Origin of the sequence: Flavimaribacter sediminis, assembly GCF_019492055.1 — a bacterium.
Taxonomy (GTDB): Bacteria; Pseudomonadota; Alphaproteobacteria; order Rhizobiales; family Rhizobiaceae; genus Flavimaribacter; species Flavimaribacter sediminis.
Genome location: NZ_JAICBX010000001.1, coordinates 289338 through 314799 on the forward strand (window position 1 = coordinate 289338; position 25462 = coordinate 314799).

The window sequence follows — 25462 nt, forward strand, 5'->3', positions numbered from 1 at the left end:
TTCGTCAGTCGCAGTGCAGGCGCATATCGAATGTTGCGCTGTCGCCGTCGACGGTCAGGACGAAAACGCCGTCGGCGTGCGCGAACGTTCCCGTTCCGCCGAGCACGATCCCTTCTGTTCCATGCGTCAGGACGGTCGAATGCGAGTCGTCGTGCGGCCTGGCCGGTTGAAACATGTACTGCAGATGGATCTGGCCTGTTTCGAGAACGATGACCGCATTGCCCAGGTTTTCGTCCCTGCCAAGCGCATGCACAGCCCATCGGATGTAGCCGACCTCGCTTCCGCTCGCGTCGTGCATCGTCGTATAGCCGATCCGAATATCTCCATGGCTCGCACCGGGCTCTCCATGATCGATCAGTTCCACCAGTCTCTTGTCAGGGTTGGAGACGAGGCTGAAAGGCTCGCATTTTTCGGTAGCCCGGGCGCCCGGCATGGAGAGAGTAAGCGCCGTGGCGCATAGACCTGCAGCTTTGATCAATTGCTTTAAAAACATGATGTGTCTCCTGAAAAAAATCTATCTATTGTTGTATTCGGTTTCACGGGTCAAGGCCTGTCATCGCTCCAGGCGACAGCAGGTCTGATTGGCGGACAACATTGCCTTTCGGGCGCTGGTGTGAACAGTGGGACGTCGTTTACACAGCTTGCCAACCGGAGACGCCGATGTCCCTCATACGCGAAGAGCAAAACCTGTTTGTCGTGGATCTGCATTACATTGTCCCGCTCGAGGATATTGAGCCATTCATCGATCCGCACCTCGCGTTTCTGGACGAGCACTACGCTTCCGGTTGCTTCATCGTTTCGGGCGCGAAAGTTCCGAGGACCGGCGGCGTGATTATCGCAACGGCGGAAAGCCTGACGGCGCTGGAGCGCCTGCTGGAGGCTGACCCGTTCAGGAAGGAAAAGCTGGCGGAGTACACGATCACTGAATTCCGACCGGGAAGGGCGGCGCCGCAACTCAAGGAGTAAGGGGCCAACGCAGCTTTAACTCTCCTCAAGCGCTTTCCAGCCTTTCGCCATATCCTCCCAGGTCAGCACCGGGGAATCGTATATCAGTGCGCCCATGGCGTTGAAGAGCGGTTCATGCAGTTCGAGGAGATGGTAGTTTTCCTCGATTTCATAGAAGAAGTAAGCGCACCTCAAGCCGTCTTCCATCGTAAAATAGGCGGCTTCGGGTTTGAACTTCTCATTCAGGTTTTCGAATGCCCTGGTCATGGAACCGTCCTTTATGGCCTTGTTTCCAGCCTCAGGCGGGATTTTTATCTTCAGCATCATGCGCATGGCGGGTCATCCTCCTGTTGAAAAAGCGCACGACCATGGCGTGAACTGCACCTATCAGTCGCGCATGAGGCGACTTTAGTGGACTCGCCCGAGTGATCAATCGAATTCAGGTGAATTCTGCAGCTGTCTTGCGACCATGAAACAGAGCGCAATCGCGATCGTTTGTCGGCGTCTGCTTCATTCATGGGGGGAGAACCCCCGTGGCGTCTTGCGTATGTCCGCCAGGGGGCTCCCCTGCGTTTTTCAGCGCAACCGCTTCGACGTCTGGTCAAAGAATATTCCAACCGTCAGCAGCGCTGTGACGACTGTACCGGTCGTCAGACCGATCCAGACGCCGATTGCGCCCATGTCGGCGACGGCAGCAAGAAACAGCGCCACAGGCGCGGCGACCATCCAGTTGCCGATCAGGGAAATCGTCATCACTGGCCGGGTGACTTTCAGACCGCGCAGCAGCCCGGCCGCCGCCGCGCCGAGAGGACCGAAGAAATCCGACACGGCAAGCAATCCGAGAAGCGCCAGCGCAATGAGCGCTGTGTCGGGATCGGCGCCGCCGAACACGAAGGACGAAAGCGGCGTTGCGATGCTCAACACAATCATCAACAGCAAGGCGCCGCTTGCGAGCCCAAGCGCGAGCGCGCTTGCCGCGACCCGCTCCCGATGATCCCCGTCTGCGCACTGGCGCGCCATCCTGACGGTCGCCGCCTGTTGAAGCCCAAAATAGAGGGCGTACGTCACGCCGGCGAGGCGGATGGCGACGGCGTGGGCCGCCGCGTCGGAAACCGAAAGCGTAGCCACATAGAGCGTTGCGCCCAGGTAAAGACCAACCTCGGCCAGAGTGGCGACGCCGATCGGAATCCCGATACGCAGCACTTCCGCGATCTCGCTGACTGCCGGCTTCTGCAGTGTGCTGTCGCCCAACCGACGGCTCTCGAACGCCAGCGCCAGCAGAATCAGGCACCCGACCAGGCAGGATGAAACGCCTGCGCCGGTTACGCCAATTCCCTCGAAGCCGAACGCCCCGTGCATGAAGAGCTGGTTGAAGAGCGCATTCAGCGGCAGGGCTGCAAGCGTTATGCGAAGCATTACTCCCGGGCGCTCGATTGCCGTCAGTCTCGTCCGCAACACGGCCACGGAAAGCATGACCGGAAATGTCAGCGCCATGGCGCGCATGTAGCCGGCGCCGCGATCCATCAGGCTTGTGTCGATGCCAAACAGCGGCAGATAGGCCGGTCCATACCAGATCACTGCGGCCAACGGCGCAGCGAGCAGGGCGGCGACAATCCATCCGGCGCATCGCAGCCGGGCCATTTGCGCGGTATTCTTTGCCGCATGCGCGCTGGCGTAGAGGGGAGCGAGCCCGCCAATGCAGCCGACGGCGAGGTAAAACACAATGGAGTAGGCGTCGCTGGCCACCGCGACGGCGGCAAGGGCTTCGGGGCCAAAAGCAGCGGTCATGAAGGTGTCGGTGACGCTCATCGCCATATTGACGAGCGCCAGACCAGCCACTGGAGCGGCGACGCGAACCAGGCCGACTGCGTCGGCCCGGTTCACGCCTGCAGGCGCGCGCCTGAAGAGGCCTGGCGCGCGCTGCGGCATATCGAGGGAGGTCATTGTCTTGCCTTTCTTGTTGTATCCCGCGCCCAAAGGCCGGGTTCTTTCGTTCAGTTGTGGAGCGCGCGTGGTTGCGCCGCGCGTCCGACGGGTCTGTGGATTTTCGGACCGAATTGCGTTGGCCGATGCGAGAGGTCTTCGACCACCGCTTGCGAAATCCGGTCTGCGGCGATGCGCGCGGCGTCGAAATAGCCGGTGAATATCGCCTTGTAGCCAGCAAACCGGAGACCCGGATGGTCGCTGTCGGGCTCCCCAGCCGGGCGCCTGGGTCGTCCCTGTGAATCGAGGACGCCGAGATCCCCGAGAAGCGGCTGCAATCCGGTGTCGTAGCCCGTGGCGGCGATGACGATGTCCGGTTCGAACGATCCTCCGTCGGCGAAGCGCGCGGTTTGACCGTCAAAGCGCTGAAGCTCTGGCGCTGCGCGGATGCGACCGGCCTTCAGCGCCGCGACGAACCCGTCGTCGATCGCGAACGCCACGCCGTCGCGGATCAGGCGCGTGCCGCCGCCGTCCGGGTGGCTCGGAACGCCGTAACGCCTCAGGTCGCCGAGAAAAAGCCGTTCGGTGAGCCGGAAGGCGGGGTCGAGCAGCCAGGCCGGCATGGCGGCGAAAACGCGGGCGAGGCGATGCAGCGGAAAGCCGAAGACGCGCGCCGGCACGACGGCGGGGCCATGGCGCACAGAGACGCATATCTCCGCCGGCCGGTTCCGCGCCAGATGGTTCAGAACGTCGGCGCCGGAATTGCCCGCGCCGACGACGAGCACCCGCTTGCCGTCGAAGCGCGACACGTCACCCAGATCGGCCGCATGGATGATCTCACCCGGAAACGCCTGACGTCCAGGCCAGTCGGGAATGACCGGCAGGCGGTCCCGCCCTGTAGCGAAGACGACATGCGCCGCTCCGAAATCGCCGGCGGTGGTCTTTACGCTCCAGCCAACAGGCTCGCGGTCGAGCGACAGGACTTCGGCGCCGAACCGGATCGGCGCGCCAATGCGCTTCGCATAGGTTTCAAGATATTCCACCAGGCTGTCGCGTCGCAGAAAGACGCCGTCCTTGCGGGGCGCCTTGAGGCCGGGCAACCCGGCGAAATGCCGGTGGATGTTCAGCCGCAAGGCGGGATGGCGCGCGCGCCAGGGCTCGGCCACACGGTCGCGCGCCTCGAGTATGGTCACCGGGATGTTGCGCCGGGACAGAGCCTCGGCGACGGCGAGGCCGGAAAGCCCTGCGCCGATAACGAGTACGTTGGAGGGAATGGTCGTTTCCATTGTCTTGCCTTTCGAGATCGAGCGTGACTGGCGAAGACAGGGTCTGCCTCGCCCGCGGAAATGCTTCGGCGGGGCGGCCACAAGCAGCCTTGATCTGCGCCTTCGCGGCGAGAGATGGACGAAAACCGAAAAGAACGTTAGTATCAAAATAGACGGAAACGGTGATTATCGGACACAAAGATGCAAAAAAAGTCGCATAAATCTATAAGAACAGTGGTTATAGGAAGCCCCGCCGCCGGCACCGCGACGGTGTTCTCACTGCTGGATGTCCTGTCGTCCGTGGGGCGTGACTGGGAATATCTGCATGGAGTAGAGCCCGGCGAGGCCGTTGTCTTCGAGCCCAGTCTGAGGACAGCGAACGGCGCGCCTTACTGGGATATCAATGGACGCAAGATCACGCCGGACGCGGCGTTCCACGAGGACCCGGCGCCGGATCTGGTGATCGTTCCGGATATTCATGTGGATTTTTCGGGGCCGCTGCCGCCAGACCTGCTCGAGGCGGCGGACTGGATCGCAGAGACGCACGCGGGCGGCGCGCTGACCACTTCCGTCTGCTCCGGCGCGCTCGTGCTTGGGGCTTCCGGTGTGCTGGACGGGAACGACGCGACCACCCACTGGGGCGTCGCGGACACGCTCGCCAACAGACACAGGTCCGTCCGCGTGCGCCGGGAGCGCGTTCTCGTACCGGCGGGCGAGGGCCACCGGGTGGTGACCGCCGGCGGGGCCTCGGCCTGGTCCGATCTGCTGTTGTACCTCATCGCGCGTCTCGCTGGGCTCGAAGCCGCCCGGCGCATCGCCAAGGTCTGGCTGTTGACCACCCATGACGAGGGTCAGTTGACCTACGCATCGCTTACGGCGGGGCGTCAGCACGACGACAAGCTGGTGGCAGATGCGCAGGCCTTTGCGGCCAACTGCTACATGGACGCGACCCCCGTGGCCGGGATGGTGGCGCGCAGCGGTCTGTCCGAGCGCGGTTTTTTGCGACGCTTCCGTCGCGCCACCGGGCAGTCGCCGGCCGAATACGTCCAGACAGTTCGTGTCGAGGAAGCAAAACAGCTTCTGGAAACCACCGATGCTCCGATTGACGACATCGCCGAAGAGGTCGGATATTCCGAACCGTCCAGCTTTCGCGCGGCGTTCCGGCGCAATGTCGGAATTTCGGCCTCGGTCTACCGTCGCAAGTGGCGATCGCTGTCGCCCGCCGCGGTTCACTGAGGGTCGCAAAACGATTGATAGTCCGATGCGCACCGGGATGCGCCGTTGAACGACTGTTCCTTCCGGCCGCGACATGGCATCCGGGCCACGTTCAATTCTATCATCAATCCGGGGATTCCGTATGACAATACGCTACAATCCACCCACCGGCTGGCCGCAACGGGGCCGGGCTTTCAATCATGGCGTCGTCGAGCCCGAGGGGCGGCGATTGCATATGACCGGGCAAGTCGCCTGGGACAGCAACGGCGCTCTGATTGGCGCAAATGACGCGGAGGTCCAGATCCGCGAATGCTTCAGGAACGTGGACCACATCCTGTCGGCTGTCGGCTGTCGGCGGTCGGCTGGACGACATCTTGTCGCTGACGATCTACTTTCTGGATCCCGCTGACCTGCCGGCCATCCAGAAGGTGCGCGCCGAAATATTCACGCCCGAGACGGCGCCGGCGAGCATTCTGATCCAGACTCCCGGCCTCGTCGCGCCGGATTTGCTGGTCGAACTGGCGCCCATCGCGGTTATCCCGTTCGATCGTTTCCGGGAGCCTGACGTGGGCGTATGAGGCGACGTTGGCGACCGCGCCCTGGCGATCACATGGTCAGAATTCCAGCGAGGTCGCCGGCCCCAGTTGCCGTTTGACCGCGTCGACGTCTCCAAGAACCCACAATTCGGCGATTTTCTGCTGACGGATCGTGAAGAAGGCCGCGCCGGACCATTCGATCATTTTGCCGGTCGCTGGCGCGCCAAAAAGCTCCGCCTGGTGGACGCCCTTGAAGAGCATTCGCGCCGCCGCCCGTTCCGGCGCCTCCACCAGGTCCTCGATGATGCAGGTGAAACCGCCGAGCGCCGTGTGAATGGCGTCGAGATAGGTCACAAAGCCGTCCACGCCCCGCTTTTCCGGCCCAAGCGACCCGCGAAAACGGAAATCAGGCGCGATGATCCGGCGCGCCGCGTCGACATCGCGCCGGTTCCACACATCCTCGTAAAAGCTTTCCACCAGGTCTCTTGGCGTTGTCATGATGCTTCGACGCTACCAAGCAAGCGGCTCAGCTACAACAAAAGATTGCGTTTCGTCGAAACCCTGACGATTTCGATCTTCGCAGCAACCAGTGCGAGAAACTGTGGCATGTGTCACAGACGGCGGCTGCCGGCTGAGTAAGATGACTCAATCTGAAGTCCAGCGAATGGAGGAGAAGATGAGCGATGATCCCAAAAAGCCGGCGGAAACGAAAAAGAGCGACGCGGACCAGAAACCGAAGGACGCGGATGCTTTAAAGGCGGCGCAAATAGCGCACAAAGCCCAGCAGCGCAGAAAACTGGACGCCTTTACGATTGCGACGTTGATTGTCGGCGGCGCGCTTTTGGCCTTCGCTGTCATGTATCCAATGCCGATGCCCGGGTTTCAGATCCTGACCTTTGCAGCCGGTCTTGCAATCCTGTTGACTGCGGTTGGCACAATTGCCGGCTTCCAGCAAAAGGGCGCAGTGGTCGGCGGCGCAGGGGCTCTCGCGCTGATTTTGACATTCGCAATGAACCAGATGGGATTGCTCAATCCCAAAACCGTTTACGCCAGGGCGCTCGTGAAGGATGTGCCGGAGCGGTCCTTGGTCGTTGTTTCAGGCAGCGGGGAAATCTACCGCCGCAAAAACGGCGACAAGGTTCATGATTTTCTCGCCACGCCCACAATGGTTCAGTTCAACCATCTCGACGCCACCGTCACGACGCGTGCCGAAGATTGCTTTTCCGATGATTGCGCGCAGGATCATGAGTTCAGCTGCATCAGCAAGAGCATCCTGGTGGACACGCATCTCGGCAAACGGCCCGGAAGACTGAAGTTCCGGCCCGCCGAGGGCACGGTCGCCGCAGTTCTCGAGGACGAGGATGACTCGAAAAGAACCTATGAAAGCGGAATGACAACCTGTGAGAACACGCAGTCGGCAAAACCGGCGGGCTTTTTCAATTTCATTTCGAGCGCGTTTGCAGAAGACGTCAAATCCTATGACGAACTGTTGCGGGACCTGAATTCCCCCTCCGCCCACACAAGGCGCACGGCGCGAAACGACCTTGCCGTCGCAGGCGTTCATCACATTCCCGAATTGATGACGGAGTTCAGCTCACCCAAAGCGACCTATCGCACGCAATTGGGGATCGCAGTCGCCCTGTCGGAGATGATGCAGAAGGGGGTGGTGAAGCCTGAGACAATGCGGTCGCAGATCGCAGACCGGCAAATTCAGTTTCTCGCCGACGCCGTCGCGCACAAGGATCCGACCCTGAGCAATGTCGCCACGCAGTTCGCCAAACAGCTTGGCGATCCCAGAATGATTCCGCAAACTGAATCGAAGTTTTCAAGGGCGACCCAGTTGGGACAGAAGAACCTGATGGAAGTCACCGGTTCTGCGACGTTCAATGCCAACAATGAACAACGCGATCAGGCTGTGGAGTGGTTCAAGACGGTTGATTCACAACTCAAGCCGGAAGCGCAGTCCTGGATACGAACGATCGAGGAGGCCGGGCCGAACGGCGACGGCGTCACCTATCAGGTGATTGTCGGGTCATACACCGATCATAAGAGCGCCATGGCCGCCGCTGGTCAGATAAACAGCGAACAAGGCGCAGACATCGCAAAGGTCGGTTTGCCGAGACCGGGAAACCCTTACGTTCCCGTGCTTTTTGGCGAGCGCGCAAACATCGACGATGCAAAAGCCACGATGAACCGGGCGCTTGGCCTGAAGTCCGTGACGGACGCCTATTTGACCACCTACGACGGTTATGTGCGGAACTGACCGCTTCCGCCTGATGCGAGGCGTCTCCATGCTGTAACGCCCGGCATGGAGGCGCCATCTTAGAAATTTCAACATTCTGATGTACAATCAATAGCTGACTCTCGTTTGCCTCCGGGGAGGAAAAGGACAATGAGAAACGCAGCCAGATCAGCCCTTCTTGCGCTCTTGTTGACGCCGGGTCTTGCACACGCCCAGGAGATCGCCGACACGATCTATTCGGGCGGACCCATTCTCACGATCAACGACGCAGCGCCGAACGCGAAAGCTGTCGCTGTAAAGGACGGCCGTATTATCGCGGTGGGCGATCTCGACGACATATCCGCGCATCGCGGCGACGACACGCAGATGTTTGCGCTGGACGGTCGGACGATGCTGCCGGGTTTTGTCGACAGCCACGGTCACGTCGTCTTCGGCGGATTGCAGGCTTTGTCGGCGAACCTGCTCGCGCCTCCCGATGGCGAGATAACGGACATACCGAGCCTGCAGTCGGCGCTCGCCGCCTGGGCTGAAGCAAACGCCGACGCCGTGAAAAAGGCCGGGATGATCATCGGTTTCGGTTACGACAACGCGCAGCTTGCGGAATTGCGCCATCCGACGCGCCCGGATCTCGACGCCGTTTCGGAAGACCTGCCCGTGCTGATCGTGCATCAATCCGGCCATCTCGGCGTCGCCAATTCAAAGGCGCTCGAACTCGCCGGAATTGACGCCTCCACCGAAAATCCGGCGGGCGGGGTCATTCAGCGTGGTCCGGACGGCGAGCCTAATGGCGTTCTCGAGGAGTACGCCTTTTTCACGGTTCTCGAACCGCTGCTGACGCAACTTGGTCCGGAAGGCTTCGCCGCATTCGCAGCCGCCGGCAGCAAACTCTGGGCGAGCTTCGGTTACACCACAGGTCAGGACGGCCGCTCCTCGGGCGGCGCAGTCGAGACGCTCAAGGCCGTCGACGCTGAAGGCGGGATACCGATCGACGTTGTCGCCTATCCTGACGTACTGGAGTCCCGGGACTATATCGAGCAAAACGTCTCTATGGACTATGACGGGCGCGTTCGCGTCGGAGGCTGCAAGCTGACGATCGACGGATCGCCGCAAGGGTTCACGGCGCTCCGTGATCGCCCCTACTATGACCCGGTTGGCGACTATCCGCCGGGCTACGCAGGCTATTCCGCGGTCACGATGGACCAGGTGCAGGACGCCGTGAACTGGTGCTACGAGCACGGGTTCCAGATATTGACCCACGCCAATGGGGAGGGCGCCTCCGACATGCTGATTGCTGCGCTGGGCGCCGCGCAGGCGAAGTATGGCGATCCCGGCAACAGGCCGGTTCTCGTTCACGGGCAATTCATGCGCGAGGATCAGGTCGACGCCTACAAGCGGCTCGGCGTCTTTCCCTCGCTGTTTCCGATGCACACCTTCTACTGGGGCGACTGGCATCGCGAGCATACGGTCGGCCCGGTCAACGCCGAGAATATCTCGCCGACCGGATGGGTCCGCCAGCGCGACATGATGTTCGGCTCCCATCACGACGCCCCGGTCGCATTCCCCGACAGCATGCGCATCCTCTCCGCCACCGTCACGCGACGCACGCGTTCGGGAGACATCCTCGGGCCCCATCAACGCGTCGATGTGCCAACCGCCCTCAAGGCGCTGACCATCTGGCCCGCCTGGCAGCACTTCGAGGAGAACGACAAGGGCTCGATCGAGGTTGGCAAGATCGCCGATTTCGTGATCATCTCGGAGGATCCGACGTCGATCGACCCCGAAACGCTGGCAGACATCAAGGTGCTGGCGACGGTCAAGGACGACAAGGTCATCTACGAGGCCGACGAGGCGGTGCGGAAGGGTGAACTGATCCGGCCAAGATTCGCCTTCAGCCCCGCCATGGCCGATCAGTTTCTCCATGTGATGCATGACGGCCTGAACCAGCACAATTGAGAACGCGGCGTCGCCAGGCCAGGGCCAAGAGGCCGCGAAGGCAGAGCAATGCGAAGCGGATCGCGCGGTGCATTTTCCGTTTTGAAGACCGCGGCCGCTGCTGGACCGTCTTCTGTAAAAAAGGAATATTCTATCGGCCCGTACTGAATGAAAAACGCCGGGCAAGGTCTTCGACGAAAGCGCCAAAGCGCGTTCTGGTCACGCCGGGCGCCGGCCCTTGGGTATAAAATTTTCGGATAAGAGCTGCGTATTGCGCATCGTCGGGCTCGATGCTCAAAGTGGCGCCATCATCTGTTTGGCCGACTACACGAAATACGACTTCGCCTACTTGTGCGATCTGAATCAGTCCCTGCTCCCCGTCCTTGTACAGGTGCCCCCTGATGCGCGCCCGGTCTTGCGTCAATCCGGCAAGCCAGACGGTGTTGGGTTCGCGCTCTCCGATCCGTATAGTGGCTCGTTCCGGCGCATCCATTACGTGACGCTCGCGGCGCGGTAGTTCGAAACAGACAGTGATAGTGATGCTGAGGGCGATGACGTTGTAAAAGCTCCAAAAGAGAATGACCGCCTTGCCGGTCCCCGCGTCATAATAGGCGAACTGGTCTGAAAAGATCCCGATGAAGAGGCCGCCATAAGTCAGCGCCAATATAATCACGAAAGGCGTCATCATCCGCCACTGGGCGGTCACACTACTGCGGTCGCCGCCCTTCGCGGTCACACTGAACGGATGCCCCTGCGGCTTGAACAGACCGACGATCGCCGCCCTGGTAATAGGGATGGCTGCGATCAACTGGCTGACGTCGATGACCATTGGCACAACCGTGCCTCGCGACAGATAGTTCAAAACGACCAGTGACCAGAGATAATAGAGGCCGAAGTAGCTGATGACATCAGCCGGTCTGGCGTCCACCACGATGATATTGAAATACCAGTACAGCAGCGGGTAGACCATGGCTGCCACGCGAAAGGGATAGGTCGTCAGCCAGAACAGCATGGCGTCCGTGACGCTCCAGCGATCGCGCCAGCGCAGTTTGCTTGCGCCAGTCGGTCCCCAGCGGCTTCTGGCAATCTGCATGAGCCCGAGACACCAGCGCGCCCGCTGGCCGACATATTCCTTAAGTCCTTCTGGCGCCAGCCCTTCGCTGAGCGGTTCGGAAAGATAGGCGGTTCGCCAGCCGTGATCCTGCAGGACCAGCGTCAGCAGAAAATCTTCCGTGACGCTGTCGGTCTGCATTCCGCCGATCTCCCTGAGCGCCTGCCAGCGGGTGACCGATGAAGTACCGCAGCAGAAAGCGATCCCCCAACCGTCACGGCTGGGCTGCAGATGGTCGAAAAAGAAACGCTGCTCGTCAGGATATGAGCGGCTGAGGCCGAGATTGTGCTGGATCGGATCGGCATTGAAGAAGTGTTGCGGCGTCTGAACGAGACCGACATCCGGTTCGTGAAACAGCGCCACTGTATGGGACAGGAAATTGCGTCGTGGCACGAAATCGGCGTCGAGGATGGCGATGAACGCCGGCGGTTCGTCGTCACCAGCCAACACGTCCAGGGCGTTATTGATGTTGCCTGCTTTCGCTCCCTTGTTATCGGGGCGACGCAAATATCTGACCTTATGGTCGGCGCAATAGTCACGAAGCCAATCGCGCTTGCCGTCATAGAGGACAAGCACCTCGAAGGAGGGATAGTCCATCGCCTTGGCGCCCAGTATCGTGCGCTCCAGCACATCCGATTCCTCGTTGTAGGTTGCGATCAGCACGGCGACCTTCGGCGCGGGTCCCGGGCTCCACCAGGCAAGATTGTCCTGAACCTCGCCGCTCCTGTTCCTGGTCCGCGACATGATCATGTAGGAGGATAACGTGGCGATGATTGTCAGTATTTCGAGAAAGTAAAGCGACCAGCTCGCCGCGCAATCCCATGTCAGACCCAGGGGAGCCAGCGTCTCGGCGCCCCGCCACCAAGCGTAGCGCAGGGAGAGGACGGCGGAAATCGAGAGAAGCAGCGCCCGATGCCAATTGTTGTCGTAGCGGGCGAAGGAAGGCACGATGAATGCGGCGGCGACAGGAAGCAGAAGGAGCAGAAAGCTCGACTGGATGTGCGAAAGATAGATAAAGCTTTCCATCTCAATCAAACAGCGAACGCAGTGAATCGAGCGGCCTTGAAGAGAAGAAAGCCCTGCCGGTGCGCCCAATCCTGCAACGCAAATCAGGGTCACTGCGCAATTGCGGAACAAGCAGCGTGACATCATAGCGTTCGAGGTGTTTCTCGCTGGGAGCCACTGCCAGATTTGTATAGATTCCTTCCGCGCCTGCGCCAGCGAGGCGAATAACCGACCCATCCAGGACGATATCGGTTCCGCTCAGACGGAACGTCGCCTTGTCACCCTTTGAAAGCCCGTTGAAGACCGGTTCGGTGACAGAGAGGGTGACCATCGTCGAATCGCAATCGATCAGCCGCAAAACGTCCTGTCCGCGCTGAACATATTCGCCATCGAAAGCGAGATGTTCCCAGACCGACCCGTTGACCTGCGACCTGAGCGTCATCCTGGCCAAACGGTTCAGGCGGAGACCCTCGTCTCCCAGGCGATTGTCGAGGTCGTCGCGACGCGCGATGACTTCCGCGAGTTCGGCTTCGGCTTCACGAATCCTGAGATCGATGTCTGACAGTCGTTGTCCGGAAAATGGCGCGTCGTTGTACCCGTCACCAAGATAGACGCCATCGCGTGCGGCGGCGAGTTCGATCTCCAGTGTCGCCACTCTCTCACGCGCATATTCCAATGCGATGCTGGGCAACAGCGGGTCGCCCGGATTGCCGGATTGGCCGCGGTCCAGCGTCGACGCCATGCTGTCATATTCCGTCCCGCCGGAGAGCAGCTCCAGCCGCGCCTTTGCGTGTTTGAGGCGTTCTTCAAGCTCGGCTATACGCCGTGTGTTGTAGCTCTGCAGCCGTTCGTCGAGTGTCGCCCGATGGTTCTTTAGCGCCTCCAGCACGGCGCGCGCCTTGATAATGCGCTGCTCGGCGTAGCCCAGTTCCATGGTCAGATCGTCGAAGCGCACTCCGTCCGCCCTGTCGTCAACGATAGAAAACAGGGTCTCTCTCTCGTCCACCGCAGACCCGATCGCTTGATCCGGCATCGAGATGCGACCTGCGATGGGGGCTCTTATGGTCGTGATCTCCGCGTTGACGACCGCGTCTGCGCTCGCGCCCGCCAGTTGCTCTCCAACCACGATCCAGACAACCAGCAGGAAGACTACAAGACCGAATATGATACGCCAGTACTTCATGTGATACCGTCCTCTATCTGTTCAGTCTGGCCTGCAGCCTCACGATTGCTGCCGAGAGGAGCGCCATTTCGCGGGAGGAGCGGGATTCATGCGGAAAGACGTCCTTGCCATCCGCGATGTCCGTGGCTTCCTCGGAAAGCCTGGCGAGCGGGCGTATGAAATGAAAGACGAATATCTGGGTCGCAACGAGCAGAGCGATGGCGAGGCCGACCACGATCAACAATATCGAAATGCTCAGCTCCCTCAGACCGGTTTCTGATGTTCTGCCCGGAACCCGCACGGCAAGCTCCCATCCGAGAGAAGGCATGACCGAATAGGACAAGGATGGCATATGCGACACCGCGTACAGAACCTCGTCGCTACCTTCCAAAAGTCGCGTGCCGGCAGTTCCCGTTTCGATCAATTGCATGGATGCCGGCGAAAGTGGAACCGGGCTTCTTTCATGAATGCTGAAAATCTCGTCGCCGTTCGTATCGAAAAGAAAGACATCTGTGCGCATGTCGTGCGCAAGTTCAGACAGATAATCCTCCATGGCCGATATACGCAGACGATAGACGACGACTCCTGTTACTTTTCCTGTGGCGTCGAGTGTGGGAGCCGACATGTCGATGTATTTAAGAAGCTCCTCCTCCTCCGTCTGGATGAAACGCGCAAGCGGCCTGAACTCGCGGACCTCCCCAACAAAATTCCCTTCAAGGCCGCTGGAAAACCATTCTTCATCGCGAACGTTTTCTCCTTCCAGTAAACCGCGTGATCCTGCGACAAGCACGCCGCTGCGATCGGCATAGCCGGCCCACGCGACATTTCTGCCGCGTCTCGACACGGCCGTGAAAATGTCGCGCAGCGCGACCGGATCAGAAGGGTCGATAATTCGACTTGCCGCCTGCAGTCCTGTCCATTCACGCTCGATCGTCTTCGTAAAAGTGTTTCGCAGTGCTTCGCCGCGTATTGTCACAGCCTCCATCTGAACTTCGTGCTCAAACATACGGGCGCGATGTTGCAGGGTCAGAACAATTGCAACCACGGCAACCAGAGCACTGACAATAACAAAACCGTATATCGCCTGTGCAAGAGACGTTAATCCCTTCCGATGTCTGGTGTGTTTGTTCGCCAATACCTAATCCTTTAAAGCACTGATGAAACTGTTTCGACGTATATGGTGCTATTACCTGACAGATTAACACACGGATCGTGGGTTTTGACAGATCCATCAAAGCCAAGGTCTAATCAAGGTCTTCAAGCCGGTATTATTTATGCTTCAGAAATCAAATTTGTGCTGCCGTAATAGGCTCAATACTATGGTCAACGGTTTCCAGGCTGCTGCTCTCATTAGTTGGAACTATCCGTCCCGAGTTGACCCGCCTCCATTCCCGTAACCTGATCCGTAACATTCGGGCGGACCTGCGCAGCCGGCGGCCTTCCCCGCCTGTCTTTCGAAAAGCAATCGCCCGGAACAGGAGCGACAGCCCTGGCGAAATACTGGCGGGGCCTGTCAGCGTTCGCGGCCTCTGCTCTTTCCACGGGATTGAATTACGGTCGATTCAGTAATGCCTTGTGAAAGACAGGTGTTACCTTGGAGTGAACATGAGCACTACCGTTACGGCAAAGGGACAGGTGACCATACCGAAGCCGGTCCGCGATCTCTTGGGTATCGTCCCGGGCAGCAAGGTTGATTTCGGCCGCGCCGCCGATGGCGGCATTGTGCTTGTGCGCACGGATGAACGTCAGCCGGTAACCCGCTTTGCAAAATTGCGCGGTCGTGCCGGCATGGGGCTCGACACCGACGCGATCATGGCGCTGACGCGTGGCGAAGCGTGACGCTCGTCGACGCCAGCGTTCTGCTCGACATCATTACCGACGATCCGAACCGGGCAGACCGGTCTGTCGCCCGGCTTGAGGCGGAAAGCCTCATAGGGCCGCTGTTGATTAATGATGTTGTCTATTCCGAGCTCGTGGTTCGGTACGACCGCATCGAGCATCTTGAGGAATTTGTCGATAAGGCGGGTCTGGTCATCGCTCCGATGCCGCGAGCGGCGCTCTTTCTGGCCGGTAAAGTGTTTACGCAATATCGCAGATCAGGCGGATTACGGACCGGTGTTCTGCCCGACATCTTTATCGGCGCCCACGCAGCTGTAAACGAATTGCCGCTGCTCACCCGCGACGTCGGCCGGCGCCGTACATATTTTCCCAAGCTGAACCTGATTACGCCGGACGCTTGAAACAAAGACTGGCGGATTGACGGTGCGCGCATCCCCGTGGCCTGACATACATCATTCGAGCGGACTTGCGCAGTTTGCGGCTTTCCCGCCGGGCCAGCGGCCTCGCCATTACTCGCGGGCTCTCGTCTCGGATGATTTCCCTGGCGCCGTTCCGCCTGATAACTGTTACCGTCAAATCGTTTCGATAAGAACAAAAGAAGAACATTTTTGCTGTATGGCGCGGTGGTTTGTGCTATGCTGCCGCCACATGATTTCTTTCGCCGCCAGGGCGCAAATGACCTGAAAACACGAATTCCCGAAACAAAGCCAGATCCATTTTACAGAATCGCCACGCACAGAATTTGATAAGCGCCAATTCCCGAAACAAACCCACATTCACGCAGTCAGACGATCAGAAATCCGAAATCCCGAAACAAACCCAGATTGCGACCGAACCACGAAATCCGGATTTCCCGAAACAAAGCCAGATGAAGGCCGAGCAAGAATCCTGAAATCCCGAAACGAAGCCATAATTTTATAACGTATTGATTTTATATAAAAATACCAGTCCAGATTCGCGGTCTCATCGCCAATCCGGCGTCAGTCCCGCCGTTTGAGGGACCGGAACGTGAAATCGCGCACGGAGTTCGTGCGGGGCCGTTCGGCCTTTTCCCCGGCTTCCGCAGGCATTGACGGCGGAAGCGTCTGCTCCTCGTCATCCATCTCGTCGGCCAGGCCAAAGGGGCGCAGGCTGTCGAGCTCTGGCTGCAGCGAGGCCTTCATCTCGGGCGACATGCCAGTAGTGCTCATCGGCATTTCCGTGTGGCGCATCTGCTGGACGATGAAGTCGATATCCGGAAGGCCGTCGCTGGAGCGCGAGCCGCGGAATTTCTTGCGGTTGTTGCTGGAGGTTCGCGGCAGGTCATGCCGTCGCAGGCGCTCGAAACACATGCGCATGGGAACCGGCACTGCCTCGCCGAAGGCGATCGCCTCGCCATTGCCGATGGAGGACAGGAAGCTCGTCGTCGAACTCGACGAGTTGGAGATCGCAGACCGGATGATTTCCTGGTCATGATCGTTGGCGAGGCGCATGGCGAAGACTGTCGAACATTGCGACAGGATCGTCGGGTCGAGTTCGCCAGGGCGCTGGGTGACGACGCCAAGCCCCACGCCGTATTTGCGGCCTTCCTTGGCGATGCGCGCCACGGCCTGCCGGGTCGGATAGAAACCCAGCTCCTTGTCGGCCGGGACGTAGCGGTGGGCCTCCTCGCACAGGACGAGGATGCGCATGGCGCCGTTGCTCCAGAGCGCAATCTCGAAGGCGAGGCGGCACAGCACGGAGGCGACGGCGTTGACCACCTCCGACGGAATGCCGGAAAGCTGGAAGGAGGTGATCGGTCGTCCGTCGCCGGGAATGCGGAAGATGTCGCGCAGGATGTCCGAGATATTGTCCATGATCGTGTTCGAGGAGAACATGAAGCGGAAGCGCGGATCGTTGATCGCCGACTGGATGCGCACCTTCAGGGAACGCAGAAAGGGTTTTTCCTCGCGCCGGTCGAGCTGGCCGATGCGCTCGTCGATCAGGGCCAGCAGGTCGGCCATACGATAGGGGATCGGGGTGTCCGACGTGATCACCGACTGGTCGGCGCGGCGGTAGACGCGGGCGCTGTCGGAAGCGCCCCGGAAATCGCGTTTGGCTTCGGCGATCAATTCCCTCAGCGCGTCGATTTCCTCGACGACCGTCTGTCGGCCGCGGAAGATCACCTCGGCGAACTCCTCCAGCCGGAACAGCCAGAAGGGCAGGTCCAGATGCTCGGTGTCGATGAGATGCGCCTTTTCCTTGAAGGCGGCGGCGAATTCGTTGTGCGGATCGAGGATGAGCACGCGCAGGTCGGGACAGGCCTCGACCACCCGGTTGACGATCAGCGACACGGCGGTCGATTTGCCGACCCCGGTCGTGCCGACGATCGCGAAGTGCCGGTTGAGCAGCGCGTCGGCCGAAATCGATGCGGCGATGTCGGCGTTCTGGGAGAGATGCCCGATCTTGATCGGGTTGACGCCGGTCACGGAGTAGATCGCGTCCAGGTCCTCCGCCCTGATGTTGTGGGCCGGATCGCCAAGGCGCGGATAGTCGGAAATGCCGGCGCTGAAGACGACGTCGCCTTCGTCGTCGCGGATCTCTCCGACAAGCTCCACCTGGAAATGCATGGTGTTGCCGGAGGTTTCCGACCAGAGTTCCGACGGGCATTGCATGCTGTAGACCAGGGCGACGATGCGCGATTTTCCGACCTTGATCGTAATCAGCTTGCCGACGGACAATTCCGCGGCGAGCGCCTGGTCGCGGCTGCCGGTCGTCGACGCGATCGTCGCGCGCGAGCCGTTGCAGTCAACGATATGGCCGAGAATACGCGCCGTATCGGGGTGCGAGCGTTGTTCTTTGAACGGATGGTCTGTTTTCACTTCCTGCACCTGGTTCCCGGCGGTTGCGCGCGAGAATCGCACCCCAATGTTAACATCCCGTTTTCAACCCGCGCAGCCGGTCGTTTGCGGTTGACCTGAAAGGCGTTTTGCAGGATTGACGGGTCAGAAATTTGCGGATAGGTTCCCGCGCATGTTGAAGAAGGCACTTATTGTGGTGGTAAAGCGCATGGGCAGGACGGTGTAACCGTCCGGCGACAGCCACCCATGCGCAGAACGAGGCTCCGGAAGGGGCCTTTTTTTATGGCTGGGCGGTGGCCCGGCAGGGATCGAAAAGACAAAGCAGGCAAAGAGATGAGCGCAGACAGTAATCAGATCACCGGGGCGGAGATGGTCGTTCGGGCGATGAAGGACAACGGCGTCGCGGACGTTTTCGGATATCCCGGCGGCGCGGTGTTGCCGATCTATGACGAGATCTTTCAGCAGGAAGACATCAAGCACATCCTCGTCCGTCACGAACAGGGCGCCGGTCACGCGGCGGAAGGCTACGCCCGGTCGACCGGCAAGGTCGGCGTTGCGCTGGTGACGTCAGGTCCCGGCGCCACCAACATCGTGACGGCGCTACAGGACGCGCTGATGGATTCCATTCCGATGGTCTGCATCACCGGACAGGTCCCGACCTCGCTGATTGGCTCCGACGCCTTCCAGGAATGCGACACGGTCGGCATCACGCGTCCTTGCACCAAGCACAACTGGCTGGTGCGCGACGTCAACGATCTGGCGCGCACGCTGCACGAAGCCTTCCGTATCGCCCGGTCCGGCAGGCCCGGTCCGGTAGTCGTCGACATTCCGAAGGACGTCCAGTTCGCGACCGGCGAATATGTCGGCCCCGCGACCGATGGCGGCCTGAAGAGCTATCAGCCGCAGCTCCAGGGAGATCTGGAGGCGATACGCTCGGCGGTCGAGCTGATGAGCAGCGCCCGCAAGCCGATCATCTATTCCGGCGGCGGCGTCATCAACGCCGGGCCGGAGGCAAGCCACCTGCTGCGCGAACTGGTCCAGCTGACCGACTTCCCGATCACCTCGACGCTGATGGGGCTGGGCGCCTATCCGGCTTCGGGCAAGAACTGGCTGGGCATGCTCGGCATGCACGGAACCTACGAGGCCAACATGGCCATGCATGACTGCGACGTCATGCTGTGCGTCGGCGCCCGTTTCGACGACCGGATCACCGGCCGTCTCGACGCGTTTTCGCCGCATTCCCGCAAGATCCATATCGACATCGACCCGTCCTCGATCAACAAGAATGTCCGCGTCGACATTCCGATCATCGGCGACGCCGCGCATGTTCTGGAAGACATGGTGCGGCTGTGGCGGGCTTCCGCCACGACGGTCGACAAGAAGGCGCTTGGCGAATGGTGGTCGCAGGTCGACGCATGGCGGGCGCGCAATTCGCTCGCCTACAAGCCGAACAAGGACGTCATCATGCCGCAATACGCCATGGAGCGGCTGCATGAGCTGACCAGGGACAAGGACGTCTATTTCACCACGGAAGTCGGTCAGCACCAGATGTGGGCGGCCCAGTTTATCAAGTTCGAGGAGCCCAATCGCTGGATGACTTCGGGCGGGCTCGGCACGATGGGCTACGGCCTGCCGGCGGCGCTCGGCGTGCAGATCGCCCATCCCGACAGCCTCGTTATCGATATCGGCGGCGACGCCTCCGTCCAGATGACGATCCAGGAGATGTCCGCGGCCGTCCAGCACGACGCGCCGATCAAGATATTCATCCTCAACAACCAGTATATGGGCATGGTGCGCCAGTGGCAGCAGCTTCTGCACGGCAACCGCCTGTCGCATTCCTACACGGAGGCGATGCCGGACTTCGTCAAGCTGGCGGAGGCCTATGGCTGCGTTGGTCTGCGCGCGGACAAGCCGGGCGACCTCGACGACGCCATCAACGAGATGATCGCCGTCGACAAGCCGGTGCTGTTCGACTGCCGGGTCGCCAATCTGGCGAACTGCTTCCCGATGATCCCGTCCGGGAAGGCGCATAACGAGATGCTGCTGCCCGACGAGGCTTCGGATGAGGTCGTCGGCAGCGTCATCGACGAAAAAGGCAAGGCTCTGGTCTAACAGAATTTTGGAAAGAAGCACATGAACGCGCAACACCAACCCACCGGTTCGGCCTATTTCATCGCCAAGGAGACCGAGCAGCCGGAAACGAGAACGCTCTCCGTGCTGGTCGACAACGAGCCAGGCGTCCTCGCCCGGGTCATCGGCCTGTTCTCCGGCCGCGGCTACAATATCGAAAGCCTGACCGTATCGGAAACCGAGCACGAGAAGCACCTCTCGCGCATCACGATCGTCACGTTCGGCACGCCGCACGTGCTGGAGCAGATCAAGCACCAGCTCGAGCGCATCGTGCCGGTTCACCGCGTTATCGACCTGACGCTGCGGGCGCGGGAATTCGGCCATGACAAGCCGATCGAGCGTGAACTGGCGCTGATCAAGGTGAAGGGAACGGGCGATCACCGCGTCGAGGCGCTGCGGCTCGCAGACGCCTTCCGCGCGCAGGTCATCGACGCCAATACCGAGCACTTTACTTTCGAAATCACGGGACGGGTGTCGAAAATCGAACAGTTCATCGCGATCATGCGGCCGCTTGGTCTGGTCGAGGTCTGCCGCACGGGCGTCGCCGCCCTCAACCGTGGCGCCGACGGCATGTAAGCGCACTCCGTTTCACCCGTTCTTTCAAGACACGCCGGTTTTCCGATGCCGCTGGAAACATTCTTATGGATGGTGGTGTTCGCCCTCGTGACGTCCGTCACGCCAGGCCCGAACAACCTGATGCTGCTCGCTTCGGGCGTGAATTTCGGTTTCGCGCGCACGATACCGCACATGTTCGGAATTGCGCTCGGCTTCGGGAGCCTGCTGTTGAGCGTCGGCCTTGGGCTCGGCGCGCTGCTGATCGCCTGGCCGGCGCTAGGCGTGGCGCTAAAAGCGGCGGGCGCCGCCTATCTGCTTTATCTCGCCTGGAAAATCGCCGGCAGCCGCACGATGGGCAGCGCCGGCAAGGCGTCGAAACCGATCACATTGCTGCAGGCCGCCGCCTTCCAGTGGGTCAATCCGAAGGCCTGGATGATGTCGATCACCGCCATGGCCCTCTACGCCGATCCGCTCAATCCCGGCGTCACGGTTCCGCTGGTTGCGCTCTCCTTCGTAATCGTCAATTTTCCAAGCGTTTCGCTGTGGGCCGGGTTCGGGACCATGCTGCGCAGTTTCCTCGACGACCCGCAACGCCTGAAATGGTTCAACATCGTCATGGCGGTGCTGCTGGTCGCAACGCTCGTTCCGATGCTGCGCTAGGCGCGCGGACGACCTTGGCGGCCTGCGCGACATTCTTCAATTTACTTGCACGTAAGATGCGGTAATGTTGGCGCATGACCCATGATCACGATGACGGACACGATCACGACAATCATATGGACCCGATGACGGCGCGCGTCCGCGCGCTGGAAACGCTCCTGAGCGACAAGGGGTTGATCGATCCCGCCGCTATCGACGCCATTGTCGACACCTATCAGAACAAGATCGGCCCTCGGAATGGCGCGCGCGTTGTCGCCCGCGCCTGGAGCGAACCCGACTTTTGCGAATGGCTGAAGCGGGACGCGACCGCGGCCATCGCCTCGATGGGATTTTACGGGCGCCAGGGCGAGCACATGAAGGCGGTGTTCAATACGCCGCAGGAGCATAACCTCGTCGTGTGCACCCTGTGCTCCTGTTATCCGTGGAGCGTCCTCGGCCTTCCGCCGGTCTGGTACAAGTCGCCGCCCTACCGGTCCCGCGCCGTTATGGAGCCGCGCAGCGTGCTCGCCGAATTCGGCGCGCATTTGCCGGAAGACGTGCGCATTCGCGTATGGGATTCGACTGCGGAGTTGCGCTATCTCGTCGTGCCGATGCGGCCGGAAGGAACGGATGGCTTAACGCAAGAGCAACTGGCGGATCTGGTCACGCGCGATTCCATGATCGGAACGGCGTTTGCGGAGGCCCCCCGGTGAACGGACCGCACGATCTCGGCGGACGCATGGGCTTCGGCCCGGTGGCGCCGGAACAGGACGAGCCTGTTTTTCACGCGGCATGGGAGAAGCGGGCGCTTGGCGTCACAATGTGCGCCGGCGCGTTGGGTCACTGGACGCTCGATGAGAGCAGACATGCGCGCGAATCGTTGCATCCGGCCGACTATTACGCGTCCAGCTACTACGAGATCTGGATCAAGGCGCTCGAAAAACTGCTGACGCGCCACGATTGCATCACCCGCGAGGAATTGGTGACGGGCAGGGCGCAGGGCGTCGCGCATCGCGATATCCTGACAGCCGATCGCGTGCCGGCGGTTCTCGGTGCGGGCGGCCCGTGCGATCGCCCGGTTGCGACAGACCCCGTCTTTGCGGTCGGTCAGCCGGTGCGCATGCGCAACCTCAATCCGCATGGTCATACACGGATACCGGGCTATACGAAGGGCAGGCGGGGCGTCATTGAGGCCGTTGCCGGCGGGTTTGTCTTTCCCGACGCCAATGCGCACGGCAAGGGCGAACAGCCGCAATGGCTCTACACGGTGGCGTTCACCGGCGAGGAATTGTGGGGCGAGGGCGCCGAGGCTGGACTGTCCGTGTCGGTCGACGCATGGGAGAGCTATCTTGAACTTGCATGAAGGGGCGGACGGGCCTGCTTTCGAGGAGCCTTGGCAAGCCCAGGCTTTCGCCATGGTTGTCCAACTCAACGAACAGGGGCTCCTCGACTGGAGCGACTGGGCCGAGGCGCTGTCTGCGGAACTTGGCAGCCCAGGCGCCGCAGCCGACGGCAGCGACTATTACGAATGCTGGCTTGCGGCTCTGGAGAAGCTGCTTGCGGCGCAAGGCATTGTGTCGGGATCGCAAATCGGGTCGGTCGCCGAAGCCTGGCGGCGCGCTGCGCACGCAACTCCGCACGGTAGTCCGATCCTGCTTGAAAACGATCCCGGACCTGACGGGGAGACACAATAATGGATGCCAGCGTGGAACCGGGATTCATCCTCGATCAAACGTTGACGCTGGAGCGCAGCGGCAAGGATCTCTACGCGTCGCACACCGACGACCGGTTCTGGAACATGATCGGGCCGTTCGGCGGCTGGATGGCGGCGCTGATGCTCAAGGCGGCGCTCGCCGACAACGATCCGGCGTTCGAACCGGTCGCCATGACGGTGGATTTCCTCAAGGCGCCGCCGAAGGGGCCGCTCGTGCTGCGGCGTCAATGCGACCGCGCCGGGCGCACCACGGCTTTTTGGCGGGTTGATCTCGAAACCCCCGACGGCCGCCTCTGCGCGCGGTCTCTCGTCACGCTCGGTCCGCATCGCGGCACTTTGGCTTTTTCGAAGCACCGCATGCCTGAGACATTGCCGGCTGAAGAGGCTGCCGACGGCAGCAGAACCTTCATGCCGGTGCAATGGGCGAAGCTCTATGATTGCCGGATCGTGAAGGGCAGGATGGGCGAGGGAAAGCAGGATGCGCATTCCCTCGAGTGGATCCGCGAGGCTGACGGCCGTCCGCTGGACTACCTGTCGCTGGCGGCGCTTTGCGATAGTCCGTTTCCGCGGCTGTTCATCGCCACAGGAAGGGCATCGAGCATCTCGACTGTCACGATGACGACGTACTTTCATGTGAGTCAGGGCGAAATGGCTGGCGTCGCTGACGACTATGTTTTGTGCGATTCTGTTTGCGAGCGATCGAGCGGGGGCTTTTACGATCAGCATTCAAGGTTTTTTGAAAAACACGGGTCTCTGCTTGCGACGTCGCACCAGATGGTCTGGTACGACAGGCAGGAATAGGGCACTCTCAATACGTGTATTAGCGATTGCTACACTAAAAACTGGTTGAATGTTCAACAAAAGTGCAAATCTGTCATCTGTAGCGCAGAATCCGGATAGAATTGAAAATTTTTCTTGCATTTCAGTGAATGCTGATCGGACAGGATCCGGAGATTCAATTATACAGCAGCTTGGTTTTTCGTCTCCGACAACCAGAAAGAGCAACCGCCTCCGCAAATGGCTGAGAACTTCTTTGGCTTAGCGGATGGTTGATCGGGAAAGGGCGCAAACCCGACAGCAATTCGGATCGGCGGCGTCCGCCGAAGTGAACCGATCTCGTTCGGGTAACGTTTTATAACAGGTCTACCTGTAAAAAGTTTCATCTGGCGACCCGTTCCGCGCCTCTCGGGTCGCCGTGAAAGGCGTCGCGCTCTTCGGAGTGCGGCGCTTTTTCTTTCTCGTGGCGGGTGTCCGCGTCATTCGCGCTTGCCCTGCCGAAACGAATCTAGCCAAGTGGGGCCATGCAGTTTTCGAAACAGCAGGACGAGGCTCTCAAAGCCGTGGCATCCTGGTTGAAGCGGGGCGACTCGCCGCTCTTCCGGCTCTTTGGCTATGCCGGCACAGGTAAGACGACGCTCGCCCGGCATTTCGCTGAACATATTGACGGCGACGTTCAGTTCGCAGCCTTTACGGGCAAGGCCGCCCAGGTGCTGCGCTCGAAAGGCGCAAGCAACGCCAAGACCATCCATTCGTTGATTTATCGTCCCCGCGGCGAGGAAACCGTGGAGGACGAGGAAACCGGAAAAACATCCGTTTCCCCGATGTTTTCGCTGAACCGCCAGAGCCCGGTCGCCAAAGCCGCGCTGATCATCGTCGACGAGTGCTCCATGGTGGACGAGGATCTCGGCCGCGACCTGATGAGTTTCGGAACGCCGATCCTCGTGCTGGGCGATCCCGGACAGCTTCCTCCGATATCCGGCGGCGGCTATTTCACAGAACACGATCCCGATATTCTGCTGACCGAAATACACAGGCAGGCGCGCGACAACCCGATCATCGATCTGGCCATGCGCGTGCGCGAGGAAGGCGAGATAGGCTACGGAGACCTGGGAGCGGCCAAGGTCATCCACCGCTCGGACGTTACATCTGAACTCGTGCTGCAGGCCGACCAGGTGCTGCTCGGCATCAACCGGACGCGCCGCAGATATAATCAGAGATTGCGGGAGCTCAAAGGCTTTGACGCCGCCCATCCGCAAGCCGGCGACAAGCTCGTCTGCCTGCGCAATGACCCGGCCAAGGGGCTGCTCAACGGATCGCTCTGGCAGGTCATGACGTCATCCAGGGAAACCGTAAAACCCGGCATCAATCTTCTTGTGCGGCCGGAGGACGACGACATGGATCGCGGCGCGGCGCGCATAAAGCTTTTGAAGGCCCAGTTCGAGGATCCGGAGGCCGACATCCCCTGGCAGACGAAACGGCGTTATGACGACTTCGACTACGGTTACGCGCTCACCGTTCACAAGGCGCAAGGCTCCCAGTGGAACGAGGTGGTTCTGTTCGACGAGAGCTTCGCCTTCCGGGACATGCGGGAGCGCTGGCTCTATACGGCGATTACCCGCGCCGCCGAGCGGCTGACGATCGTCAGGTAAG

General features: G+C 60.6%; 25 protein-coding genes. 16 read left to right on the top strand and 9 right to left on the bottom strand.

Features of this window, described 5'->3' with window-relative positions; genetic code table 11:
• Positions 1-4: 4 nt before the first annotated feature.
• The gene (locus K1W69_RS01355) at positions 5-493 is read right to left on the bottom strand and encodes a hypothetical protein (RefSeq protein WP_220226535.1); all 489 of its coding nucleotides are present in this window, start codon (positions 491-493) and stop codon (positions 5-7) included.
• Between the two features lie 167 nt (positions 494-660).
• Here K1W69_RS01355 and K1W69_RS01360 point away from each other — a divergent pair, with 167 nt between their 5' ends.
• Positions 661-966 carry a YciI family protein gene (locus K1W69_RS01360; RefSeq protein ID WP_258570767.1) on the top strand — a complete coding sequence of 102 codons (306 nt, stop codon included), beginning with the start codon at positions 661-663 and terminating at the stop codon, positions 964-966.
• Between the two features lie 15 nt (positions 967-981).
• Here K1W69_RS01360 and K1W69_RS01365 read toward each other — a convergent pair whose 3' ends face one another.
• The 3 genes from K1W69_RS01365 to K1W69_RS01375 form a co-directional block, all read right to left on the bottom strand.
• A complete protein-coding gene (locus tag K1W69_RS01365; RefSeq protein WP_220226536.1) occupies positions 982-1212 on the bottom strand; it encodes a hypothetical protein in 231 nt (76 codons plus the stop codon).
• Positions 1213-1521: 309 nt separating this feature from the next.
• Positions 1522-2889 carry an MATE family efflux transporter gene (locus tag K1W69_RS01370; RefSeq protein ID WP_220226537.1) on the bottom strand — a complete coding sequence of 456 codons (1368 nt, stop codon included), beginning with the start codon at positions 2887-2889 and terminating at the stop codon, positions 1522-1524.
• 50 nt (positions 2890-2939) lie between these two features.
• The gene (locus K1W69_RS01375) at positions 2940-4154 is read right to left on the bottom strand and encodes a flavin-containing monooxygenase (protein WP_220226538.1); all 1215 of its coding nucleotides are present in this window, start codon (positions 4152-4154) and stop codon (positions 2940-2942) included.
• Between the two features lie 180 nt (positions 4155-4334).
• Here K1W69_RS01375 and K1W69_RS01380 point away from each other — a divergent pair, with 180 nt between their 5' ends.
• The 3 genes from K1W69_RS01380 to K1W69_RS01390 all read left to right on the top strand — a co-directional run bounded on the left by K1W69_RS01380 (position 4335) and on the right by K1W69_RS01390 (position 5926).
• Positions 4335-5369: a GlxA family transcriptional regulator gene (locus tag K1W69_RS01380; protein ID WP_220226539.1), complete on the top strand. Its 1035-nt coding sequence runs from the start codon at positions 4335-4337 to the stop codon at positions 5367-5369.
• Positions 5370-5490: 121 nt separating this feature from the next.
• Positions 5491-5757: a RidA family protein gene (locus tag K1W69_RS27375; protein ID WP_220226540.1), complete on the top strand. Its 267-nt coding sequence runs from the start codon at positions 5491-5493 to the stop codon at positions 5755-5757.
• The gene (locus K1W69_RS01390; RefSeq protein WP_370688211.1) at positions 5690-5926 is read left to right on the top strand and encodes a RidA family protein; all 237 of its coding nucleotides are present in this window, start codon (positions 5690-5692) and stop codon (positions 5924-5926) included. The genes K1W69_RS27375 and K1W69_RS01390 overlap by 68 nt, the downstream gene beginning before the upstream one ends.
• Positions 5927-5962: 36 nt before the next feature.
• Here K1W69_RS01390 and K1W69_RS01395 read toward each other — a convergent pair whose 3' ends face one another.
• A complete protein-coding gene (locus K1W69_RS01395; protein ID WP_220226542.1) occupies positions 5963-6382 on the bottom strand; it encodes an ester cyclase in 420 nt (139 codons plus the stop codon).
• A 178-nt stretch (positions 6383-6560) separates the two neighbouring features.
• Here K1W69_RS01395 and K1W69_RS01400 point away from each other — a divergent pair, with 178 nt between their 5' ends.
• Both K1W69_RS01400 and K1W69_RS01405 read left to right on the top strand, forming a co-directional pair.
• Positions 6561-8147 carry a hypothetical protein gene (locus K1W69_RS01400; protein WP_220226543.1) on the top strand — a complete coding sequence of 529 codons (1587 nt, stop codon included), beginning with the start codon at positions 6561-6563 and terminating at the stop codon, positions 8145-8147.
• Between the two features lie 129 nt (positions 8148-8276).
• Positions 8277-10079 (top strand): amidohydrolase, encoded by a 1803-nt coding sequence (locus K1W69_RS01405; protein WP_220226544.1) that lies wholly within the window; start codon positions 8277-8279, stop codon positions 10077-10079.
• A 130-nt stretch (positions 10080-10209) separates the two neighbouring features.
• Here K1W69_RS01405 and K1W69_RS01410 read toward each other — a convergent pair whose 3' ends face one another.
• From K1W69_RS01410 to K1W69_RS01420, 3 genes are read right to left on the bottom strand one after another with little or no spacing between them, the layout of a single operon-like run.
• Positions 10210-12195, bottom strand: coding sequence for a glycosyltransferase (locus K1W69_RS01410; RefSeq protein ID WP_220226545.1), 1986 nt, complete (start codon positions 12193-12195; stop codon positions 10210-10212).
• A 1-nt stretch (position 12196) separates the two neighbouring features.
• Positions 12197-13357, bottom strand: a complete 1161-nt coding sequence (locus tag K1W69_RS01415) for an HlyD family secretion protein (protein ID WP_220226546.1) — start codon at positions 13355-13357, stop codon at positions 12197-12199.
• Positions 13358-13370: 13 nt separating this feature from the next.
• Positions 13371-14321, bottom strand: a complete 951-nt coding sequence (locus tag K1W69_RS01420) for a cache domain-containing protein (RefSeq protein WP_220226547.1) — start codon at positions 14319-14321, stop codon at positions 13371-13373.
• A gap of 620 nt (positions 14322-14941) precedes the next feature.
• Here K1W69_RS01420 and K1W69_RS01425 point away from each other — a divergent pair.
• Positions 14942-15175 (top strand): AbrB/MazE/SpoVT family DNA-binding domain-containing protein, encoded by a 234-nt coding sequence (locus K1W69_RS01425; RefSeq protein WP_220226548.1) that lies wholly within the window; start codon positions 14942-14944, stop codon positions 15173-15175.
• The gene (locus tag K1W69_RS01430) at positions 15172-15576 is read left to right on the top strand and encodes a type II toxin-antitoxin system VapC family toxin (protein WP_220226549.1); all 405 of its coding nucleotides are present in this window, start codon (positions 15172-15174) and stop codon (positions 15574-15576) included. The genes K1W69_RS01425 and K1W69_RS01430 overlap by 4 nt, the downstream gene beginning before the upstream one ends.
• A 579-nt stretch (positions 15577-16155) precedes the next feature.
• Here the strand turns inward: K1W69_RS01430 and K1W69_RS01435 are convergent.
• Positions 16156-18015 carry an ATP-binding protein gene (locus tag K1W69_RS01435; protein WP_370688157.1) on the bottom strand — a complete coding sequence of 620 codons (1860 nt, stop codon included), beginning with the start codon at positions 18013-18015 and terminating at the stop codon, positions 16156-16158.
• A 312-nt stretch (positions 18016-18327) separates the two neighbouring features.
• On the opposite strand from K1W69_RS01435, the gene K1W69_RS01440 reads away from it, so the two are divergent.
• The 8 genes from K1W69_RS01440 to K1W69_RS01475 all read left to right on the top strand — a co-directional run bounded on the left by K1W69_RS01440 (position 18328) and on the right by K1W69_RS01475 (position 25461).
• On the top strand, positions 18328-20106 hold the full coding sequence (locus K1W69_RS01440; protein WP_220226551.1) for an acetolactate synthase 3 large subunit: 1779 nt from the start codon (positions 18328-18330) through the stop codon (positions 20104-20106).
• Between the two features lie 21 nt (positions 20107-20127).
• Entirely contained in the window at positions 20128-20700 is a 573-nt protein-coding gene (ilvN, locus tag K1W69_RS01445) for an acetolactate synthase small subunit (RefSeq protein ID WP_220226552.1), read from the top strand.
• A 45-nt stretch (positions 20701-20745) separates the two neighbouring features.
• Positions 20746-21339, top strand: coding sequence for a LysE family translocator (locus K1W69_RS01450; protein ID WP_220226553.1), 594 nt, complete (start codon positions 20746-20748; stop codon positions 21337-21339).
• Positions 21340-21413: 74 nt separating this feature from the next.
• Positions 21414-22031, top strand: coding sequence for a nitrile hydratase subunit alpha (nthA, locus tag K1W69_RS01455; RefSeq protein WP_220226554.1), 618 nt, complete (start codon positions 21414-21416; stop codon positions 22029-22031).
• Positions 22028-22681 (top strand): nitrile hydratase subunit beta, encoded by a 654-nt coding sequence (gene nthB, locus K1W69_RS01460; protein WP_220226555.1) that lies wholly within the window; start codon positions 22028-22030, stop codon positions 22679-22681. The genes nthA and nthB overlap by 4 nt, the downstream gene beginning before the upstream one ends.
• On the top strand, positions 22668-23012 hold the full coding sequence (locus K1W69_RS01465) for a nitrile hydratase accessory protein (protein WP_220226556.1): 345 nt from the start codon (positions 22668-22670) through the stop codon (positions 23010-23012). Before nthB ends, K1W69_RS01465 begins: the two co-directional genes overlap by 14 nt.
• A complete protein-coding gene (locus K1W69_RS01470; protein ID WP_220226557.1) occupies positions 23012-23833 on the top strand; it encodes a thioesterase family protein in 822 nt (273 codons plus the stop codon). Before K1W69_RS01465 ends, K1W69_RS01470 begins: the two co-directional genes overlap by 1 nt.
• Before the next feature lie 500 nt (positions 23834-24333).
• Positions 24334-25461 (top strand): ATP-dependent DNA helicase, encoded by a 1128-nt coding sequence (locus K1W69_RS01475; RefSeq protein ID WP_220226558.1) that lies wholly within the window; start codon positions 24334-24336, stop codon positions 25459-25461.
• Position 25462: the final 1 nt, after the last annotated feature.

Coding starts and splice junctions, on each gene's coding strand:
- K1W69_RS01355 (WP_220226535.1), bottom strand. CDS start 493: ATGTTTTTAAAGCAATTGATCAAAGCTGCAGGTCTATGCGCCACGGCG.
- K1W69_RS01360 (WP_258570767.1), top strand. CDS start 661: ATGTCCCTCATACGCGAAGAGCAAAACCTGTTTGTCGTGGATCTGCAT.
- K1W69_RS01365 (WP_220226536.1), bottom strand. CDS start 1,212: ATGACCAGGGCATTCGAAAACCTGAATGAGAAGTTCAAACCCGAAGCC.
- K1W69_RS01370 (WP_220226537.1), bottom strand. CDS start 2,889: ATGACCTCCCTCGATATGCCGCAGCGCGCGCCAGGCCTCTTCAGGCGC.
- K1W69_RS01375 (WP_220226538.1), bottom strand. CDS start 4,154: ATGGAAACGACCATTCCCTCCAACGTACTCGTTATCGGCGCAGGGCTT.
- K1W69_RS01380 (WP_220226539.1), top strand. CDS start 4,335: ATGCAAAAAAAGTCGCATAAATCTATAAGAACAGTGGTTATAGGAAGC.
- K1W69_RS27375 (WP_220226540.1), top strand. CDS start 5,491: ATGACAATACGCTACAATCCACCCACCGGCTGGCCGCAACGGGGCCGG.
- K1W69_RS01395 (WP_220226542.1), bottom strand. CDS start 6,382: ATGACAACGCCAAGAGACCTGGTGGAAAGCTTTTACGAGGATGTGTGG.
- K1W69_RS01400 (WP_220226543.1), top strand. CDS start 6,561: ATGAGCGATGATCCCAAAAAGCCGGCGGAAACGAAAAAGAGCGACGCG.
- K1W69_RS01405 (WP_220226544.1), top strand. CDS start 8,277: ATGAGAAACGCAGCCAGATCAGCCCTTCTTGCGCTCTTGTTGACGCCG.
- K1W69_RS01410 (WP_220226545.1), bottom strand. CDS start 12,195: ATGGAAAGCTTTATCTATCTTTCGCACATCCAGTCGAGCTTTCTGCTC.
- K1W69_RS01415 (WP_220226546.1), bottom strand. CDS start 13,357: ATGAAGTACTGGCGTATCATATTCGGTCTTGTAGTCTTCCTGCTGGTT.
- K1W69_RS01420 (WP_220226547.1), bottom strand. CDS start 14,321: ATGGAGGCTGTGACAATACGCGGCGAAGCACTGCGAAACACTTTTACG.
- K1W69_RS01425 (WP_220226548.1), top strand. CDS start 14,942: ATGAGCACTACCGTTACGGCAAAGGGACAGGTGACCATACCGAAGCCG.
- K1W69_RS01440 (WP_220226551.1), top strand. CDS start 18,328: ATGAGCGCAGACAGTAATCAGATCACCGGGGCGGAGATGGTCGTTCGG.
- ilvN (WP_220226552.1), top strand. CDS start 20,128: ATGAACGCGCAACACCAACCCACCGGTTCGGCCTATTTCATCGCCAAG.
- K1W69_RS01450 (WP_220226553.1), top strand. CDS start 20,746: ATGCCGCTGGAAACATTCTTATGGATGGTGGTGTTCGCCCTCGTGACG.
- nthA (WP_220226554.1), top strand. CDS start 21,414: ATGACCCATGATCACGATGACGGACACGATCACGACAATCATATGGAC.
- K1W69_RS01470 (WP_220226557.1), top strand. CDS start 23,012: ATGGATGCCAGCGTGGAACCGGGATTCATCCTCGATCAAACGTTGACG.
- K1W69_RS01475 (WP_220226558.1), top strand. CDS start 24,334: ATGCAGTTTTCGAAACAGCAGGACGAGGCTCTCAAAGCCGTGGCATCC.